Here is an 18,225-nt window from a genome sequence, read left to right as displayed (position 1 = left end):
GGTGCCGGGGCGAGCGCGACCTTCGCCCACCCCGGCACCACCACCGGGGTCAGGACGGTGTGACGGTCACCAGACCCGCCGCGCGGAAGTGGCGCACCCACGCGTCCACTTCGACGCGCAGTTCGTCGGGCTCGCAGCCCCACTGCGCGGCGAGCGCCCGCGCCGCCGGTTCGGATCGCCAGCCGTGCCGCTGGAGTACGATCCACATCGCCGTGCCGATCGGACCGCACTCGTGCCGGATCCCGGTACGTGGCGAGTACAGCTCGATATGGCCGTTGGGCAGCACGATCGCGGACAGTTCCCGTTCGGCCCTCATCCGCACGCGCGCCTCCACCGCTGCCCAACCCGCCGGCCTCTGGCGACGTACTGCACCGCGCACATGACTCATGATTCCCTTCGGGGGGTGTGTGGCCATGCGGACCGATTGCCCCTGCGCTGTCCGGTCCGCCGTTCGGCCCCTGTGTCATACCCGACGCTACCGACCGGTGACGGAGAGTGGAACAGCGCTGGCAGCCATTCCCACGGTGGTGCTGTCACCACCCCGGAGACGGAGCTTTCCGCAGGGTGGAGAAACTTCTACCTCGCATACACCTACTAGACCCAATGTGGTGTGCGCGGGCCGCTCCTAGTGTGAGAACTCAGCTCGCGCGAGGTGCGTGACATACGTTGTTGAGAGGCCACAGTGCACACACGGGACAACAGTCGAGAAGCGGTGGCGGTGCGGCTTCAGGCCGTCAGGAAGATCTACGGCAAGGGCGACAACGAGGTGGCCGCGCTCAAGGAACTGACCATGAGCTTCGGCACCGGCACCTTCACCGCGGTGATGGGACCGTCGGGATCCGGCAAGAGCACGTTCCTGCACTGCGCCGCCGGTCTCGTCCAGCCCACCTCGGGCTCGGTACTCGTCGGTGGCACGGACCTCGCGGAGCTGGACGAGGTGCGGCTGACCAAGCTGCGCCGTGACCGGATCGGCTTCATCTTCCAGTCGTTCAACCTGCTGCCGGCGCTGACGGTGATGCAGAACATCGTCCTGCCGCTCCAACTGGCCGGAAAGCGGCCGGACAAGAGCCAGATCCGCAACGTGGTGGACCGGGTGGGGCTCTCCGAGCGCCTCGGCCATCTGCCCGGCCAGCTCTCCGGCGGCCAGCAGCAGCGGGTGGCCATCGCCCGCGCGCTGGTCATGCGGCCCGCGGTGGTGTTCGCGGACGAGCCGACCGGCGCGCTGGACACCCGGAGCGCGGCGGCGGTGCTCGGACTGCTGCGGGAGTCCGTCACCTCTATCGGCCAGACCCTCGTCATGGTCACCCACGACCCGGTGGCCGCCTCGTACGCCGACCGCGTGGTGTTCCTCGCCGACGGCCGGTTCGTCGGGGAGCTGCACCGGCCCACCGCCGAGGCCGTCGCCGCGCGGATGACCCGTCTGGGTGCCTGGGACGACGACGCGTTCCAGTCGGCTCCCGCCGTCGCGGAAGGCCGACGCTGATGTGGATGCTCGCGTTTCGCACACTGAGGTTCCGTAAGACCAGCTTCGTCGCGACCTTCGTCTCGATGTTCCTGGGTGCCGCGATCGTCATGGCCTGCGGCGGGCTGATCGAGACCGGGATCCGGATGGCGGCGCCCGCCCAGCGGCTGGCCGCCGCGCCGATCGTGGTGACCGGTCAGCAGGACCACGACTCCACGGCGCTGACGGAGCGCGGCCGGATCGACGCGGGCCTGGTCGAGAAGGTCGCCGCCGTCCCCGGGGTGGAGAAGGCCATCGGCGATGTCTCCTTCCCGGCCTCCGTACTGACCGAGGACGGCCGGGTCGCCGGCGGGTCCGACGCGTCGTACGGGCACGGCTGGGACAGCGCCGAGCTGGCCCCGTACCGGCTGACCAGCGGCAAGGCGCCCGCCGCCGACGACGAGGTCGTCCTCGACGCCGGGCTGGCCGCCGCCTCCGGCGCGAAGGCCGGCTCCGGCGTCGACGTCGTCGTGTCGGGCGTCACCCGGACCTTCGTGGTGACGGGTGTCGCCGCGCCCCGGAGCGACGCTGTCGAACGCTCCTCGCTGTTCTTCTCCGGCCCGCGGTCCGCGCGGCTGGCCACCGAGAGCGGCAGGATCGACTCCATCGGCGTGCTGCCCGCCCCCGGCACCGACCTCGCCGCGCTCACCGACCGGGTGAAGTCGGCCGTCGGCGACGGCGCGACGGTCCTCACCGGTGAACGGCGCGGCCTCGCCGAGCTGCCGGGCACCCTCGCCAGCCAGAAGACGGTCACCATCCTCGGGGCGATCTTCGGCAGCTTCGCCGTCCTGGTCGTCATGTTCGGTGTCGCCTCGACGCTGGCGCTCTCCCTCCAGCAGCGGCAGCGCGAGATGGCGCTGCTGCGCGCCATCGGCACCACGCCCGCCCAGATCCGCCGGATGATCGTCGGAGAGACCGCCGCGCTGTCGCTGCTGGCGACGGGGCTGGCGATCGTGCCCGGATTCTTCCTCGGCGAGGCGCTGTTCTCCGTGCTCACCGGCAGCGGTGTGGTGTCGGCGGAGATCACCTTCCACGAGGGCCGGATCCCCATCGCGGCCGGCGCGCTCGTGGCGATCGTCGCGGCGCTGGGCGCCACCCTGTTCGCCGGCCGGCACGCGGCGCGCACCGATCCCGTCGCCGCGCTCGCCGAGAGCGCCGTCCAGGCCCGCTGGTTCACCCCCGCCCGGCTGATCCTCGCGCTGTTCTTCCTCGTCAACGGGATCGCCCTGGCGTTCGTCACGGCGACGGTCATGGACGACGGCCCGACGCTCGCGAGCACCGCGGGACCTGCCTCCGTGCTCTTCTCCATCGGCCTCGCGCTGCTCGCCCCCGGCATCACCAAGGCGATCGTCGTGACGATCGGCCGGCCCGTGAAGCTGGTGTCGGGGATGTCCGGCTACCTCGCCGTCCGCAACGCCACCACCAGCAATGTGCGGATGGCGGGCGCCGTCGCGCCGATCGTGCTGCTCGTCGCGATCGCCACCGGCACCCTCTACATGCAGTCGACGGAGGACGAGGTCTCGGCGAGCAGCTACTCGGACAACGTCCTGGCCGACTACGTACTCAACTCCTCCACCGGCGGCTTCGCGGCCGGCGCCGTGGACCGGGCCCGCGCGGTGTCCGGTGTGTCCGGCGCCTCCGAACTCGTCACCTCCAACGGGTTCGTCGACAAGAACGGCGGCTCCGAGACCGAGCTGTACGGGGTGTCCAGTGCCGACGCGGCGAAGGTCCTCGCCCTCGACACCGTCTCCGGATCGCTCGGAGACCTGGACGGCAACACCGTCGCCCTGTCGAAGAAGCAGGCCGAGAAGTACGGCGTCGGTGTCGGCGACACCCTGCCCATCCACTTCGGCGACGGTGCCGGGGCCGCCCCGAAGGTCGTCGCCCTCTACGCCGACAACCCGCAGCAGGAGTATCTGCTGCTGCCCTCCCGTACGCTCGCCCCGCACACCATCGACGGCCTGCCGCACCAGATCCTGATCCGGGCGGACGCGGGCGCCGCCGACCGGCTCGGCGCGGAACTCGACACCCTCGCTGCGTCGTTGCCGGGCACCCGGGTCGCCGACCGGTCCACACTGACCAGCGAGAACAACCAGATCCAGCAGATCCTCGTGTCGGCGAACTACACGATCGTCGCCATGATCGTCGGATACGCGGCGATCACCGTGGTCAACACCCTGGTGGCGGTGACCCGCAAGCGGCAGGGCGAGTTCGGACTGCAGCGGCTGACCGGCGCCACCCGGGCCCAGGTGATCGGCATGCTGAGCGTCGAGGGCGGACTCGTCGCCTTCATCGCGACCGTGCTCGGCACCCTCGCCGCCGCCACGACCATCGTCCCGTACAGCCTCGTCAAGACCGGCTCCCCGATGCCGCTCGGCTCGATCGGCATCTATCTGGCGATCGTCGGGGGCGCGCTCGTGCTGATCTTCGGCGCGACGCTGGTGCCCTCCTGGCGCGGGATGCGCACCCCGCCCATCGAGACACTGACGAAGGCCGCGTGAGCGACAGCGCCTCCACCGGCTGTCCCAGCCGCTGTGCCGCCTCCGGGAAGAGCAACTATGCTGACCGGGGGCGTGCCTGTACCCACGACGCATGGGGGAGCATGAGCGAGCGGCCGTGGGCCGGGCCACTGGCCGCCGTGCGTGCCCGTACCCGCACGGCGGGCACCGACACCCTGGTGGGAATCGCCGTCGCGTCCGGCGCGCTGGCCTCGGTCTGTCTCTTCCTGGTGACCACCTACTTCGTGGGCCTGTTCGTCATCGGCATCGGCGCCGCCGCGCTGCCGGTGGTCACCGGAGCGGTCCGGCGGCTGTGCGACGCCAACCGGCGCGTCGCGGGCCGGTACGGGGTGCCGATCGGCGACCCGTACCGGCCGGAGCCCGAGTTCGAGAAGGACATCGTCGGATGGATGCGCCGCTGCAAGTGGATCCTCACCGACCCGGCCAGCTGGCGCGATCTGCTGTGGCTGCTGCTCAACAGTGCCGCCGGGCTGATCGGCTTCGTACCCGCCGCCGTCCTCTACTACGCGCTGGAGGGGCTCGCGCTGGCCGGCGGCCTGTGGCAGCCCGTCCTGCGGGCCGGCGGCGGTGGACGCTGGTACTGCCTGGTCCCGGTCGACAGCTGGCTCAGCGCGCTGGCGGCCGGAGTACTCGCCGTCGGGGTCCTCGCCCTCTGGACGCGGACCAGCAGGCTGCCCCTCGTCGCGCACGCCCACTTCACCCGCTTCCTGCTCGGACCGACCGAGCGGGCCGTCCTCGCCTCCCGGGTCAGGCATCTGGCCGAGACCCGGTCCGGCGCGCTGGACACCCAGGCCGCCGAACTGCGCCGGATCGAACGCGATCTGCACGACGGCGCCCAGGCCAGGCTGGTCGGTCTCGGCATGACCCTCGGCGCCGTCGACCGGCACCTCGACGCCAACCCGCAGGAGGCGCGCCGACTGCTGCGGGACGCGCGCACCTCCTCCGTACTGGCCCTGCGCGAACTGCGCGACCTCGTACGCGGGATCCATCCGCCGGTCCTCGCCGAGCGGGGGCTCGCCGACGCGCTGCGCGCCCTGGGACTCGCGAGCCCGCTGCCGGTCGAGACCTCGGTGGACATCCCCGGCGAGCTGCCGCAGCCCGTCGAGTCCGCCGTCTACTTCTCCGTGTCGGAACTGCTCACCAACGCGCTGAAGCACTCGGGCGCCGAACACGTCACGATGGACGCCCGGTACGAGGACGGCGCGCTGCGCGCCCGCGTCACCGACGACGGGCAGGGCGGCGCCACCGCCGGGCTGGGCAGCGGCCTCGACGGCATCCGCCGCAGGCTGGCCACCTTCGACGGAACCCTGCACATCAGCAGTCCCCCCGGCGGTCCGACCGTCATGAACATGGAGATACCGTGCGCGTTGTCCTCGCCGAAGACCTCTTCCTCCTGAGGCAGGGGCTCATCCAGCTGCTGGAGGCATACGAGTTCGAGGTGGTGGCCGCCGTCGACAACGGCGAGGACCTGTCGGCCGCGCTCGTCGCACACCGGCCCGACATCGCCATCGTGGACGTCCGGCTGCCGCCGACCTTCACCACCGAGGGACTGAAGGCCGCCCTACGGGCCCGGAGCGAACTGCCGGGGCTGCCGATCCTGGTGCTCTCCCAGCACGTCGAGCAGATGTACGCGCGCGAACTGCTGGCGGACGGCACGGGCGGGATCGGCTATCTCCTCAAGGACAGTGTGTTCGACAGCGACGAGTTCGTCGACGCCATCCGCAGGGTCGCGGCCGGCGGTACGGCCATGGACCCGGCGGTCGTAGCCCAGCTGATGGTCAGTCACGCCCGCGACGAGCCCCTCGGCACCCTCACCGCACGCGAGCGCGGTGTGCTGGAACTCATGGCGGAGGGCTGCTCCAACAACGCCATCGCCGGGCGGCTGCACATCAGCGAGGGGGCCGCCGCCAAACACATCTCCAGCATCTTCGCCAAACTCCTGCTGCCGCAGGACAGCGACAGCAACCGCCGGGTCCTCGCGGTCCTCGCCTACCTCAACGCGTGAGGGGGCGGGCCGGGGTACGGGGGCGGCCGCCCGCGCCGACCCGTACCGCGGCGAAGGCCAGCACGGCGATCACCTCGACGGCGGCCCCGGCCAGCAGGGCGCCCGGCAGCGACCGTTCGGCCAGCGGCCCGGCGAGCGCGGCGCCCAGCGCGAATCCGGTGATCTTCAGACTCGCCCCGATGACGAAGATCCGGCCGCGCAGCCGCTCGGGGGCCTCCCGGTGGCGCACCGCGAACACCGCGGTGAGCTGAGGCCCTTCACCGATTCCGGCGATCACCACCGCGACGGCCAGGAGCACGGGACGGCCGGCCGCCGCGCACAACAGGGCGAGCGCCAGGGCCAGCGCCCCGCACCACACCACGGTGTCCGGGCGCGGCTGCCTTCGCAGGCGGGCGAGTACGGCGTTGGCCGCGAGCGCCGAGGCGGCGACACCGGAGAGCAGCAGCGCGCCCCGGCCGGCCGCGCCGAAGTCCCGCGCGGCGAGCGGCGGACAGCAGGCGACCAGCAGCCCGGCGCCCACGCTGGAGAGCACCGAGGTGAGCGTCGTACGGGCCAGCGGCCGGTTGCGGACGACGGCCAGGAACCCGTCGGCCAGCGCGCGGCCCAGCGGTTCCGGCCGCCCGGCGCCGGCCGCCGGCGCGCGCCCACCGGCCGGGGGCAGGGCCAGCGCCGACGGCAGCGCGAGGCAGATCAGCGCCGCGGCGACCAGCACCCCCGCCCGGCCCCCGACCACCCCGGCGACCACCCCGGCCAGCGCCGGGCCCGCCAGGCTCGCGAAGTTGAAGGTCATCGCGTCGAGCGCGGTGGCGCGCGGCAGCGCAGCGCGCCCGGCGACCCGGGGCAGCTGAGCGGTCCAGCCGCCGGACAGGGCCGGGCCCAGCAGCCCCGCCGCCACGGCGAGCAGCACCGGAACCGCCACCGGCACCCGCCCGAGGCTCATCACCACGACCACGAGCGCCGCCGCGTACCCGGCGAGCGCCCCGGCCAGCAGCCGCCCCGGCGCCACCGCCCTGTCCAGCAGTACGCCGAGGAGGGGACCGCCCACCGCCGCCGACACCGTGAGGGCCGCGAGCAGCGACGAGGCGGTGGCCGCCGAACCGGTGACCGCCAGCCCGGCCAGCAGCAGCGCGGGCCCCGACATCTCGTCCCCCGTACGGGCAACCGCCGCCCCGGCGAGATGGACCCCGGTCGCGTAACGCTTTCGCATGAGCGGAACGTTACGGGGGTAACGGAAACCTTCGCTACATGCGTTACATCGGCCTGCGTTACATTGGCCGGGTGCTGCCCCCGAACGACGACTGGTCCACCCGCCACTCCGTCCAGGCCACGGCCCGCCGGACCGTCGCCCTGGTCAACGTCCTGTCCGGCGACCGTCCCGGCCCCGACACGGTCGCGGAGGTGCTGCGCGCACACGGCGAGAGCGTCCCGCTGCCGCTCTCCGAGGAGGACGTCGACCAACTGCGCGCCACCGCGCTGCTGTTGCGGGAGGTCTTCGCCGCCCCCGACACCGACGGCGCCGCCCGCGCGGTCAACGGCCTGCTGCGGCGCACCGCCGGCGCCGTACGCCTCACGTCCCACCACGGCGCCACCCCCTGGCATCCCCACCTCGACAGCGACGACGAAGCGCCCTGGGGCGAGTGGTTCCTCGCCTCGTCCTGCCTGGCGCTGACCGTCCTCCTCTGGGACCGGCAGCGCCCGCCCGGCGGCCTCTGCGCCTCGCCGAGCTGCACCGACGTCCTTCTCACCCAGGGCGGCGGACCACCGCGCCGCTACTGCTCGCGCCGGTGTGCGACACGCGAGCGCGTGGCCGCCCACCGCCGCTCCCGGGGCTGAGAGAGGCGCGCCCGGGGGACCTCGGGATGTTTGAATCTGTCGGAAATTTTCGGAACTTGTTCGGCGTTCCCAACGGCGTTCCTCGTGTGTAGCGTCTACCAGGACCGGAACACAGCCCGCGCGGAGCTGTGCCGGCGTCCTTCCCGGTCTCGGCCACGTCCCAGGAGAGTTCGTTGAAACCACCGCCCTACCTCGCCGCCGCCGACCGCTACGCCGACATGCGGTTCGCGCGCAGTGGCCGCAGCGGGGTCAAGCTGCCCCAGGTCTCCCTGGGGCTGTGGCACAACTTCGGTGACACCACCCCGCTGGAGAAGCAGCGCGCGGTGCTGCGCCGCGCGTTCGACCGGGGCGTCACCCACTTCGACCTCGCCAACAACTACGGTCCGCCCTACGGCAGCGCCGAGGCGAACTTCGGCACGCTCTACACCCAGGACTTCCGGCCCTACCGCGACGAGCTGTTCCTCTCGTCCAAGGCGGGCTACGACATGTGGCCCGGCCCGTACGGCGAATTCGGCTCGCGCAAGCACGTGCTCGCGAGCCTGGACCAGTCGCTGGCCCGGATGCGCGTCGACTACGTCGACCTCTTCTACTCCCACCGCTACGACCCCGAGACCCCCCTCGAAGAGACGGTGGGGGCGCTCGCCTCGGCCGTGCGGCAGGGCAAGGCGCTCTACGCCGGGCTGTCCAACTACCCGACGGAGCAGATGCGTCAGGCGGCCGGGATGCTCAGGGAACTCGGCACCCCGCTGCTGATCAACCAGCACGCGTACAACATCCTCGACCGTACGATCGAGGACAACGGACTGATCGCCGCCTCCGACGAGGTCGGCGCCGGAGTCATCGCGTTCTCCCCGCTCGCCCAGGGGCAGTTGACCGACCGGTACCTCAACGGGGTGCCCGCCGACTCGCGGATGGCCGTCGGCCACTTCCTGAAGCGGGACGCGCTCAGCGAGTCCAAGGTCGCCGCGCTGCACGCGCTCAACAAGCTCGCGGGCGAGCGCGGCCAGACCCTCGCCCAGCTCGCGCTGACCTGGGTGCTGCGGGACGAGCGCGTCACCTCGGTCCTGATCGGCGCCAGCAGTGTCGAGCAGCTCGACCAGAACCTGGTGGTGCTGGAGGCAGGTGCCCTGGAGGACACCGAACTCGCCGCGATCGACGCGCTCCTCGCGGAGCACGGCTTCGGCGCGTAACCCCGACCGCGCGAAGCGGGCGGTGCCGACCGGCACCGCCCGTCTTCGCGTGCCCGCGCGCCGTTACCGGTCCAGTTCCGCGCGGAACCCGGTGAGCAGGTCCTTCGTGCGGGTGGCGGGCTCCGCGTGGGTCACCATCATGTCCATCGCCTGCATGTGCGCGGTGACCTCGCTGTCCTCGTCGAGGTAGAGCGCGCCGGTCAGATACTCGATGTAGACCATGTCGCGCACCTCCGGGATGTCGAAGCGGAACAGGACGAACGGGCTGTAGGTGCCCGCGTGCGGGCCGGTGGCGAACGTGGCGATCTGGAGCGTCACCCTCGGCAGCTCGATCATCTCCAGCAACCGGTCGAGCTGCGCCCGCATCACGGCCCGCGAACCGACCGGCCTGCGCAGCACCGTCTCGTCGAGCACGGCCCAGAAGACCGGCGCGTCCTGGCGGTCGGGCAGCGTCTGACGCTCCAGCCGCAGCGCGACATGGCGGTCGATCCGGTCGCGGTCGACCGTACGGCCCACGGATCCGGTGGTCAGGACGGCGTGCGCGTACTCCTCGGTCTGGAGCAGCCCCGGCACGAAGTGCGGCTCGTAGGCGCGAATGGTCCTGGCGGCCTCTTCGAGGCTGACGTAACCGCTGAACCAGTCGGGCAGTATGTCGTGGAACCGCTGCCACCAGCCCGGCTTGTTCGCCTCCTCCGCCAGCCGCAGGAAGACCTCGGCCTCCGGGGCGGCCAGCCCGTAGGCGGGCAGCAGGAGTTGTACGTACGGGATCTTGAGCGCGACCTCCGCCGTCTCCATCCGCCGGATGGTGGCCACCGTGACACGCAGCAGCCGGCCCGCCTGCTCCCGGCTGAGCCCGGCCTTTTCGCGCAGGGCACGCAACTGTCTGCCGAGAACGAGCTGCCCGATCGTCGGGGCGGATCGGGGCTCGCTCACACCCCACCCCCGTGTGCCGGCTCCATACCCGGGGAGTCTGCCACAGCGGGCATTCCGGGGGCAGGGGCACGCGGCAACTCCACGCGGAGAAAACGGCCCTGACGAACCGTGAGGCACCGACGCCGCGCGGTCACTGCCCGGCGAGCCCCGTCGTCGCCACCCCCCGGACGATCTGCCGCTGGAAGAGCGCGAAGACCACCAGCAGCGGCAGCCCCGCGATCACGACGGACGCCATCATCTGCGCGTACCGCAGGCCGTACGAGGACTGGACGTTGACCAGACCGACGGGCAGCGTCATCCCGTTCGGATCGGTGGTGACCAGGAACGGCCACAGGAAGTTGTTCCAGGTCGAGATGAAGGTGAAGATGGCGACCGCGGCGAGCACCGGCCGCGAGAGCGGCATCACGATCGTCCAGAAGACCCGCCAGCGCCCGGCCCCGTCGACGAACGCCGCCTCCTCCAGCTCGCGCGGCACCCCGTCGAAGAACCTCACCAGGATGAATACCATCGCCGGCACGGCCACCTGCGGAAGGATCACCCCCCAGTAGGTGTCCACCAGACCCAGCTGGACCATCTCCGCGAACAGCGGCGCCATCAGCACCTGCGGCGGCACCATGATTCCGGCGAGTACCACCCCGTACAGCAGCTTGCGGCCCCGGAAGTCGGTGCGCGCGAAGCCGTACGCCGCCATCGCGCAGAACACCACCGTCAGCAGCGTGGTGACCACCGAGATGTACGCGGTGTTGAACAGCCAGCGCACCAGATCACCGGTCTCCCACACCTGCCGGTACGCCTGGAGCGTCACGGTGGAGCCGATCCACCGCAGCGGTGTCCTGGTCGCCTCCGCCTCCGGTTTGAGCGAGATGGCCAGCGCCCAGGCCAGCGGCAGCACCCACACGGCGGCCAGCAGCAGCGACCCCGCCAGCAGGACGGCCCTGCCCGGGGTCCAGCGGGCCCTGCGGCCCTCGTCGTCCGCGACAGCACTCACGAGGACTCCTCACCACCTCGGCGGGACAGCCGCAGCTGCACCAGGGACACGATCACGATCAGAGCGAAGAAGAGATACGAGACGGCGGACGCGTAGCCGATGCGGTAGCCCGTGAAGCCCGCCTGGTAGACGTACTGGAGTATCGGACGGGTGGAGTCGTCGGGCCCGCCGCCCGTCATGATGTACACCTGATCGAAGATCTTCAGGGAGGCCAGCACCTGGAGGATCAGCACCACCCCGGTCGTCCGCCGCAGCATCGGCAGGGTGATGTGCCACAGCCGCTGCCGGCCGCCCGCGCCGTCCAGCTCCGCCGCCTCGTACACGTAGCGGGGGATGGACTGCAACGCCGCCAGGTACAGCAGGAAGTTGAAGCCCACCGTCCACCACACGGTGGCCGCGACCACCGACAGCATCGCGTACCGCTCGTCGGTGAGCCAGCCGATGCCGGGGTGCAGGCCGAACGAGGCGAGCAGTTGGTCGGCGAAGCCGAAGTCCGACGGGAAGATCACCCAGAGGAAGAGCAGCCCCACCACCCCGGACGGCAGCAGGAACGGCGCGAACCAGGAGAGGCGCCACAGCCACCGCACGAAGCGCAGATGGTGGGCGAGCAGGGCGAAGACCAGCCCGCACAGCACCAGCGGGACCGTGGACAGCACGGTGAACCACACGGTGTTGCCCATCGAGGACCAGACACCGGGGTCGCCGAACGCCTCCGCGTAGTTGTCGAGGCCGACGAACTCGCCGCCGGAGCCGGTGATGTTGTCGCTGCGCAGGCTCATCCCGACACCGGAGACCAGCGGCCACAGCAGGAAGAGGGTGTAGGTGAGCAGGAAGGGGGCGATGAACAGCAGCCCGTGCTCGGTCCACCGCCGGCGGATCCCGGTGGGTCGGGCGGGCCCGGCGGTGCTCGTGGTCATACGGCGCCTCCGAGCGGATCGGGGGTGTCCAGCAGTTTGCGCAGCCGGGCCTTGGCCTCGCGCAGCGCGTCGCGGGGCGTACGGGAGCCGGTGAGCACCCCGGAGAACACCGCTCCCAGCTCGATCCACATCAGGGAGGCCGAGCCCGCGAACCACGCGGGCTGATCGAGCGCGACGTCGTTGATGACGGAGCGGTACGCGGACTGCGGGGTGAGCCGCAGATACGCCGGGTCGTCGAGCGTGGGCAGATAGGCGGGTACGTGACCGCCCCTGGCCCAGTCCACCGAGTGCTTCACCATCCAGGCGACGAAGGTGTGGGCGGCCTCGTTCCCGGCGCCCGAGCGGTCCTGCTGGTGCGGCAGGACGAAGGAGTGGCAGTCGGCCTGGGCGGCTGCGCTGCCCAGGAGGGCGGGCACCCGGGTCATGGAGAACGGCAGTCCGGAGAGGGTGAAGGTGGTCACCTCCCACTCGCCGTTGAGGTGGAAGGCCGTCTTCCCGTCGTTGAACACGCCGATCGCCCCCGCGTAGTCGGTGCGGCGCGCCATCAGCCCCTCGTCGGTGAGCATCGCCATGTAGTCGAGGGCCCGCAGCGCCCTGGTGTCGTCCAGGGCGAGCCGTTTGCCGTCGGCGGAGAGCACGGCGCCGCCCGTCTGCGCGTACAGCGTGGCGAACAGCCGCCAGGGGGTCGCCGCGTCGGGGCCGAGCGTCTCGGTGGTCAGGGCGGGCACGCCGGTGGCCTTCTTCGCGGCCCGCAGCGCGGCGGTGAACTGCGCCGAACCGGCGATCGGCCGCAGCCCTCCGTCGTCGCCGAGGAGTCCGGCCCGCGCGCAGACGTCGGTGTTGTAGTAGAGGACCATCGGGTGCGTGTCGAGCGGGATCGCGTACTGCCGGCCGTTGAAACGCCCGCGCCGCCAGATCTCCGGGGGGAACCGGTCGGCCCGGACCCCGTGCCCGGACAGCAGGTCCAGGTCGAACGGGTCGAGCAGCCGGCCCGGCGCGAACCCCGCGAGCCGCGCCAGATGCGACACCGCGACCTCGGGCGCCCGCCCGCCGGCCCCCGCCATCCCCAGCTTCGTGTAGTACGGGCTGCCCCACTGGAGCTGGGCCGCCTCCAGGCCGATGTCCGGGTGCGCGGCGGCGAAGGCGTCGACCATTCCCGTCATGGTCACACCGTCACCGCCGCCGAAGAGATGCCAGTAGCGCAGCCGGGTCCTTCCCTCCGCGACACCGGAGGGCGCCGCGCACCCCGTCGTCACCGCGCCGGCGGCGCCGAGGCCGCCGACGGTGGCCACCGCTCCGCCCAGACCCGCGAGCGCGCGTCTGCGGGTCAGCGGCGGTCGCGGGTCCTGGCCCCGGTCCGGCCGGTACTCCCGCCCGCCGTCCGGTGCCGGCCGCTCACTCGCCGGTGCCGGCCGTTCACCCGGCGCTGATCGTCCTGGCCGTCCCATACCTCACCTCGTCGTTCGGTATTTCGGATGACGCACGTCATTGCGAACGGGACGCGACCGTAGGGGTGTTGGAGCTTTCGCGTCAACGATTCGCGCACGCGCGCCCGCGAAATCCCGCCCACTCCCGAGGTGGCGAGTCTTGACACGCCGCGACGCGAATCCTACGGTACCGAGTGCCGATAAACGGAACTGCGTCCCAATGAATGGGACTTCAGGGAGCGCCGGACCGTTCGGTTCCTGTCACTGTCGACGGAAGAAGTGGCCGCGTATGACCTCGCAAGTCCGTGGCCCGGAGCTGTCCGGGCAACACCTTCAGAGCGCTACGGCGAAGATTCTCCGGCGAGTGGTTCCGCTCTTCGCCGTCATGATGATGTGCAATCAGCTCAACCGGTCCAATATCGGATACGCCCAGTCGCATCTGGAGGCGGATCTCGGAATCGGGGCGGCGGCCTACGGACTCGGCGCCGGACTGTTCTTCGTCGCCTACACGCTGTTCGAGATTCCCAGCAACGCGCTGATGGCGAGGTTCGGCGCCAAGATATGGCTCTCCCGGATCTGCGTGAGCTGGGGAATCGTCTCCGCGTGCATGCTCTTCGCGCAGGGCGAGTGGAGTTTCTATTTCCTCCGGTTCCTGCTGGGAATGGCCGAGGCGGGATTCGTGCCCGCCGTTCTCTACTACCTCACCAAGTGGCTGCCCAACTCGCACCGGGGCCGGGCCAACGCGCGGTACGCGGTGGGCGCCCTCGTCGCCTTCTCCCTCTCCGGTCCGGTCTCCGGCCCGCTGCTCTCGATGCACGGGCTGTGGGGGCTCTCCGGCTGGCAGTGGATGTTCCTGACGGAGGGTCTGCTCTCCGTCGGCGTCGGGGTGTTCGCCTTCTTCTGGCTCGACTCGGAGATCGAGGACGCCCGCTGGCTGACCGGCCCGGAGCAGCAGGCGCTGATCACGGCCATCGACGCGGACGACGCGGCCGCTTCGGCCGGGCACGGGGCGACGGGCAGCGGCCTGTGGTCGGTCGTGCGGGCCCCGAAGGTCCTGCTGCTCTCGTTCATCTACTTCTCGGTCCAGATGTCCATCTACGCGAACACCTTCTGGCTGCCCTCGATCGTCCGGGGTATCCAGGGCACCAACGATTTCACGGTGGGGCTGCTCTCCTCGCTGCCCTGGATCTGCGCCATCTTCGCCATGTTCCTGCTCGCCCGGATCGGTGACCGTACGGGCCGGCGCAAGCCCCTGCTGATCGGTGCCCTGATCGTGGCGGCGGTCGGTTCCTACGCGGCCGCTGTCTCCTCTCCCGTGCTCGCGCTGGTGATGCTGTGCGTGGCCGCCATGGGATTCAAGAGCATCAGCCCGATCTTCTGGCCCATCGTGCAGGGAACGGTGCATCCCATGGTGATCGGCATGGCCATCGCGCTCATCAATTCCCTTGCCAATCTGGGGGGATTCGTCGCTCCGTACGGATTCGGCCTGGTGCAGGAGAGGACCGGGAGTACGGCCTGGGGGCTGATAGCCCTGGCCGCCTTCTCGCTGGTCGCCGCTCTCGCCGTGTGTTTCCTCTCCGACACCCCGGCGACACGGAAGGGGGCGCCGCCGACGGCGGAAGCCGTCAAGGGCCCTGCCGAACCCCTCCATGGAACCCCGTCCCACTGAACAGGATGCCCCGCCCCGCCTCCGCCCCGCCTCCGTGGCGAGGCCGGTGGGGGCGGATGCGGGCGCGCCACCCTCCCCGGGAGATCACCTCATGCACCTGGCCACCATCGTCCAGCAGGGCCGCCGCGCGCTTGTCAGCAGGACCGGCGCCGGTCACGACTGGCGGCCCGCGCCACCGTCCCTCTCGCTGGCGGACGTCATCACGGGCGGCGTCCTGCCGCCGCCGACCGGGGAACGGGCCGCCGCCGGTGACCCCGTCCTGCCGTACCGGCCGGCCACGCTCTACGGGATCGGCCTCAACTACCGTGACACCATCGCCGAGATGGGCTGGGAGCCGCCGAGCGAGCCTTATCTCTTCCCCAAGCTCTCCTCCAGTGTCATCGGCACCGGCGAGGCCGTCGAGTTCGACCCCACGCTGACCCGGCGGGTCGACTGGGAGACGGAACTGGCCGTCATCATCGGCACCGAGGCCAGGAACGTGCCGGAGGCCGACGCGGCGGATCATGTCTTCGGCTACACCGTCGCCAACGACATCTCCGCCCGCGACCTCCAGGAGAGCGACGGGCAGTGGCTGCGCGGCAAGGGGCTGGACACCTTCTGCCCGCTCGGCCCGGTCGTGGTCACGGCCGACGAGATCCCCGACCCGCACCGGCTGCGGGTGCGCACCCGTGTCAACGGCGAGACGGTCCAGGACGGCACCACGGCCGACATGGTCTTCCGCATCCCCGAACTGATCGCCCATCTCAGCCGGTTCTTCACGCTGCGGCCCGGCGATGTGGTGCTGACCGGGACACCGGCCGGCTGCGGGGACTTCATGCGGCCCCCGCGCGCGCTGCGGGACGGCGACGTGCTGGAGTCGGAGGTCGAGGGGATCGGCTGCCTCGTCAACCCCGTACGCGAGGTGGTGCGCGACGGCGCGCCGCGCTCCGGGCGGGCGCCGGCCGGCCGTCAGGAGGCGGGCGGCAGATAGCCGAGATCGGCCGACAGCTCCCGGCACACTTGCGCGACGACCGGGCCGTACGTCGGGACGAGCGGCTCCATCCGCTCGGCCACGCCGGCCACGCTGATGCAGGCGACGGGCAGACCGGTGTGGTCGAAGACGGCGGCGCCGCAGCAGCAACTGGACTCGTCGAACTCCCGCAGGTCCGAGGACCAGCCGCGCTCGCGGGTGCGCTCGATCTCGGCGTGCAGGTCCGAGACGGTGGCCGCCGTCACCGGCGAGAGCGGCGAGCGGACCAGCTCGATCAGGGTCTCCTCCAGTCTCGGCTGCGGCAGTGCCGCCAGATAGGCGCGCCCCAGCGACGTGGAGTGCAGCGGCCTGGAGGCGCCCAGCTCGGCGGTCACCGCGGCGGGCCGGGTGCCGCGCTCGCGGTGGACGAAGACCATCGTGAGGCCGTTGGGCACCCCGAGACTGACGGTCTCCTGGGTCAGATCGGCGAGCTTGCGCAGGGCGGGGGCCGCCGCGTCGCGCAGATTGGTCGAGGCCACCGCCGCCGAGGCCAGCCGCACCGCCGCCGAGCCGAGACGCCACTGTCCCGCCGCCGGGTCGTGGGCCAGCCAGCCCTGTTCGTGCAACCGGTCGACCAGCCGGTACGCGGTGGAGCGGGTCAGCCCCAGCGCCTGCGCGATCTCGGGCGTGGATGCGCCGCGCGTCCTGGCCACATGGGTCAGGATCGCGAGCCCCCGGTCCAGGGCCCCCGCCGCCCGTTCGCCCGTGCCCGCTCCGCCCGCCTCGCCCATCGTCGCTCCCGGTTCGTGTGCCGTACCGCTGGTCGTGCCGTACTGCTGGCCCGGCGGTTGAGACTACCGACCCACCGATGGCGCTGTCACCGGGACTTGTGTGGCCCCAGGGCGCCTTGCTACGTTCAATATACCCACTGGACGAGATTGAGTCCCAATGAATGGGACTTTCGAATCGCGGTTACCTCGCTCTCGCGGATTAAGGAGCACGATGAGTGACTCACCCCGCATCACCGATGTCCGGCTGACGCCGATCCTCATGGCCGACGCGCCACTGCTGAACATCGCCGGTGTCCACCAGCCCTACGCCCCCCGGCTGATCGTCGAGATCGAGACGGAGAGCGGCACCGTCGGGCTGGGGGAGACCTACGGGGACGGGGCGTATCTGGACCTCGCGGCCCGCCTCGCCCCGAAGCTGAAGGGCCTGCCGGTCGGCGGGATCAACGCCATCTGCGGCATCGGGCGGGAGGGCGACCGGCGCGTCATCGATCCGCACCCCGACGCCAGTGGCTATCGCGGCCTGCTGACCAGCGAGAAGATGCGGCTGAGCATCGTCTCGGCCTTCGAGACCGCCGCGCTGGACGCCTACGGCAGGGAACTGGGCGTCCCCGTCCACGCCCTGCTGGGCGGCAAGGTCCGCGACCGGGTCGACTACGCGGCGTACCTCTTCTACAAATGGGGACGCCACCCCGGCGCGGACGACCCCCAGGACGACTGGGGCGAGGCCGTCGACCCGGCGGGGGTGGTGGCGCAGGCCCGGCTGTTCCACGAGCGCTGCGGTTCGCGCTCCTTCAAGCTCAAGGGCGGCGCGTTCCCGCCCGACCAGGAGGTCGCCGCCGTCAAGGCGCTGGCCGACGCCTTCCCCGGCAGCCCGCTGCGCCTCGACCCCAACGGAGCCTGGTCACTGGAGAACGCCGTCCGGGTCGCCGAGGAACTCACCGGCGTCGTGCAGTACCTGGAGGACCCCACCGCCCGGCTGGAGGACATGGCCGAGGTCCACCGCCGTACGGGCATGCCCCTGGCCACCAACATGGTCGTCACCGCCATCGAGGAGGTGCGCCCCGCCTTCGACCTCGACGCGGTGCAAGTGGTGCTCTCCGACCACCACTTCTGGGGCGGGCTGCTGGCCACCAGGGATCTCGCGGCGGTGTGCCGCGCCCACGGCAGGAACATCTCGATGCACTCCAACACCCATCTGGGCATCAGCCTCGCCGCCATGACCCAGGTCGCTGCCACCCTCCCCGGCCTGGACCTCTCGTGCGACACGCACTACCCGTGGCAGTCCGAGGACGTCATCACCGAGCCGATCGCCTTCCAGGAGGGCGCCGTCGCCGTGACCGACACCCCCGGCCTCGGGGTGGAGCTGGACCGCGACGCGCTGGCCCGGCTGCACGAACGCTGGAACCGCCGCCCCGACATGCGCGAGCGCGACGACATCGCCGCCATGCGCGCCGTACACCCCGATCACCAGCGCCCCACCCTCCCGAAGTTCTGAGGTGAGCC

The 18,225-nt window shown here is 71.4% G+C and carries 16 protein-coding genes; 9 read left to right on the top strand and 7 right to left on the bottom strand.

Annotated elements, in window-relative coordinates; translation table 11 throughout:
• Positions 1 to 49: 49 nt before the first annotated feature.
• The gene (locus tag OG627_RS04945) at positions 50 to 322 is read right to left on the bottom strand and encodes a hypothetical protein (protein WP_329061788.1); all 273 of its coding nucleotides are present in this window, start codon (positions 320 to 322) and stop codon (positions 50 to 52) included.
• Positions 323 to 682: 360 nt separating this feature from the next.
• Between OG627_RS04945 and OG627_RS04940 the strand changes: the two genes are divergently transcribed.
• The 4 genes from OG627_RS04940 to OG627_RS04925 all read left to right on the top strand — a co-directional run bounded on the left by OG627_RS04940 (position 683) and on the right by OG627_RS04925 (position 6,025).
• Positions 683 to 1,483: an ABC transporter ATP-binding protein gene (locus tag OG627_RS04940; protein ID WP_329061786.1), complete on the top strand. Its 801-nt coding sequence runs from the start codon at positions 683 to 685 to the stop codon at positions 1,481 to 1,483.
• A gap of 5 nt (positions 1,484 to 1,488) precedes the next feature.
• Entirely contained in the window at positions 1,489 to 4,002 is a 2,514-nt protein-coding gene (locus OG627_RS04935) for an FtsX-like permease family protein (protein ID WP_329061784.1), read from the top strand.
• Between the two features lie 101 nt (positions 4,003 to 4,103).
• On the top strand, positions 4,104 to 5,417 hold the full coding sequence (locus OG627_RS04930; RefSeq protein WP_329061782.1) for a sensor histidine kinase: 1,314 nt from the start codon (positions 4,104 to 4,106) through the stop codon (positions 5,415 to 5,417).
• Complete coding sequence (locus OG627_RS04925; protein ID WP_329061780.1) at positions 5,381 to 6,025, top strand: response regulator transcription factor; 645 nt, start codon at positions 5,381 to 5,383, stop codon at positions 6,023 to 6,025. Before OG627_RS04930 ends, OG627_RS04925 begins: the two co-directional genes overlap by 37 nt.
• On the opposite strand, the gene OG627_RS04920 is transcribed toward OG627_RS04925, so the two are convergent.
• On the bottom strand, positions 6,015 to 7,232 hold the full coding sequence (locus OG627_RS04920; protein ID WP_329061779.1) for an MFS transporter: 1,218 nt from the start codon (positions 7,230 to 7,232) through the stop codon (positions 6,015 to 6,017). The genes OG627_RS04925 and OG627_RS04920 overlap by 11 nt on opposite strands.
• Positions 7,233 to 7,270: 38 nt before the next feature.
• Here OG627_RS04920 and OG627_RS04915 point away from each other — a divergent pair, with 38 nt between their 5' ends.
• Positions 7,271 to 7,858: a CGNR zinc finger domain-containing protein gene (locus tag OG627_RS04915; protein WP_329061778.1), complete on the top strand. Its 588-nt coding sequence runs from the start codon at positions 7,271 to 7,273 to the stop codon at positions 7,856 to 7,858.
• A gap of 218 nt (positions 7,859 to 8,076) precedes the next feature.
• Complete coding sequence (locus OG627_RS04910; RefSeq protein ID WP_329072367.1) at positions 8,077 to 9,048, top strand: aldo/keto reductase; 972 nt, start codon at positions 8,077 to 8,079, stop codon at positions 9,046 to 9,048.
• A gap of 63 nt (positions 9,049 to 9,111) precedes the next feature.
• Here the strand turns inward: OG627_RS04910 and OG627_RS04905 are convergent, their stop codons facing one another.
• The 4 genes from OG627_RS04905 to OG627_RS04890 form a co-directional block, all read right to left on the bottom strand.
• Entirely contained in the window at positions 9,112 to 9,981 is an 870-nt protein-coding gene (locus tag OG627_RS04905; protein ID WP_329061776.1) for a helix-turn-helix domain-containing protein, read from the bottom strand.
• Positions 9,982 to 10,111: 130 nt separating this feature from the next.
• Positions 10,112 to 10,969, bottom strand: coding sequence for a carbohydrate ABC transporter permease (locus tag OG627_RS04900; protein WP_329061773.1), 858 nt, complete (start codon positions 10,967 to 10,969; stop codon positions 10,112 to 10,114).
• Positions 10,966 to 11,886, bottom strand: coding sequence for a carbohydrate ABC transporter permease (locus OG627_RS04895; RefSeq protein ID WP_329061770.1), 921 nt, complete (start codon positions 11,884 to 11,886; stop codon positions 10,966 to 10,968). Before OG627_RS04895 ends, OG627_RS04900 begins: the two co-directional genes overlap by 4 nt.
• Positions 11,883 to 13,334: an extracellular solute-binding protein gene (locus OG627_RS04890; protein WP_329061767.1), complete on the bottom strand. Its 1,452-nt coding sequence runs from the start codon at positions 13,332 to 13,334 to the stop codon at positions 11,883 to 11,885. Before OG627_RS04890 ends, OG627_RS04895 begins: the two co-directional genes overlap by 4 nt.
• Before the next feature lie 343 nt (positions 13,335 to 13,677).
• On the opposite strand from OG627_RS04890, the gene OG627_RS04885 reads away from it, so the two are divergent.
• Positions 13,678 to 14,982, top strand: coding sequence for an MFS transporter (locus OG627_RS04885; protein WP_329061766.1), 1,305 nt, complete (start codon positions 13,678 to 13,680; stop codon positions 14,980 to 14,982).
• A gap of 91 nt (positions 14,983 to 15,073) precedes the next feature.
• Positions 15,074 to 15,952, top strand: coding sequence for a fumarylacetoacetate hydrolase family protein (locus OG627_RS04880; protein WP_329061764.1), 879 nt, complete (start codon positions 15,074 to 15,076; stop codon positions 15,950 to 15,952).
• Here OG627_RS04880 and OG627_RS04875 read toward each other — a convergent pair.
• Positions 15,931 to 16,722, bottom strand: a complete 792-nt coding sequence (locus OG627_RS04875; RefSeq protein ID WP_329061762.1) for an IclR family transcriptional regulator — start codon at positions 16,720 to 16,722, stop codon at positions 15,931 to 15,933. The genes OG627_RS04880 and OG627_RS04875 overlap by 22 nt on opposite strands.
• A 211-nt stretch (positions 16,723 to 16,933) precedes the next feature.
• Here OG627_RS04875 and OG627_RS04870 point away from each other — a divergent pair, with 211 nt between their 5' ends.
• On the top strand, positions 16,934 to 18,217 hold the full coding sequence (locus OG627_RS04870) for an enolase C-terminal domain-like protein (protein WP_329061760.1): 1,284 nt from the start codon (positions 16,934 to 16,936) through the stop codon (positions 18,215 to 18,217).
• Positions 18,218 to 18,225 lie beyond the last annotated feature (8 nt).

Origin of the sequence: Streptomyces sp. NBC_01429 (genome assembly GCF_036231945.1) — a bacterium.
Lineage (GTDB): Bacteria > Actinomycetota > Actinomycetes > Streptomycetales > Streptomycetaceae > Streptomyces.
Note: the sequence above shows the minus strand (reverse complement) of the source record. Positions and strands in the feature narration are given on the sequence as shown.

Excerpts from the sequence above, each read along its gene's own strand:
- OG627_RS04895 (WP_329061770.1), bottom strand. The coding sequence starts at position 11,886 with ATGACCACGAGCACCGCCGGGCCCGCCCGACCCACCGGGATCCGCCGG.
- OG627_RS04915 (WP_329061778.1), top strand. The coding sequence starts at position 7,271 with ATGCGTTACATCGGCCTGCGTTACATTGGCCGGGTGCTGCCCCCGAAC.
- OG627_RS04870 (WP_329061760.1), top strand. The coding sequence starts at position 16,934 with ATGAGTGACTCACCCCGCATCACCGATGTCCGGCTGACGCCGATCCTC.
- OG627_RS04920 (WP_329061779.1), bottom strand. The coding sequence starts at position 7,232 with ATGCGAAAGCGTTACGCGACCGGGGTCCATCTCGCCGGGGCGGCGGTT.
- OG627_RS04910 (WP_329072367.1), top strand. The coding sequence starts at position 8,077 with ATGCGGTTCGCGCGCAGTGGCCGCAGCGGGGTCAAGCTGCCCCAGGTC.
- OG627_RS04880 (WP_329061764.1), top strand. The coding sequence starts at position 15,074 with ATGCACCTGGCCACCATCGTCCAGCAGGGCCGCCGCGCGCTTGTCAGC.
- OG627_RS04930 (WP_329061782.1), top strand. The coding sequence starts at position 4,104 with ATGAGCGAGCGGCCGTGGGCCGGGCCACTGGCCGCCGTGCGTGCCCGT.
- OG627_RS04875 (WP_329061762.1), bottom strand. The coding sequence starts at position 16,722 with ATGGGCGAGGCGGGCGGAGCGGGCACGGGCGAACGGGCGGCGGGGGCC.
- OG627_RS04890 (WP_329061767.1), bottom strand. The coding sequence starts at position 13,334 with ATGGGACGGCCAGGACGATCAGCGCCGGGTGAACGGCCGGCACCGGCG.
- OG627_RS04935 (WP_329061784.1), top strand. The coding sequence starts at position 1,489 with ATGCTCGCGTTTCGCACACTGAGGTTCCGTAAGACCAGCTTCGTCGCG.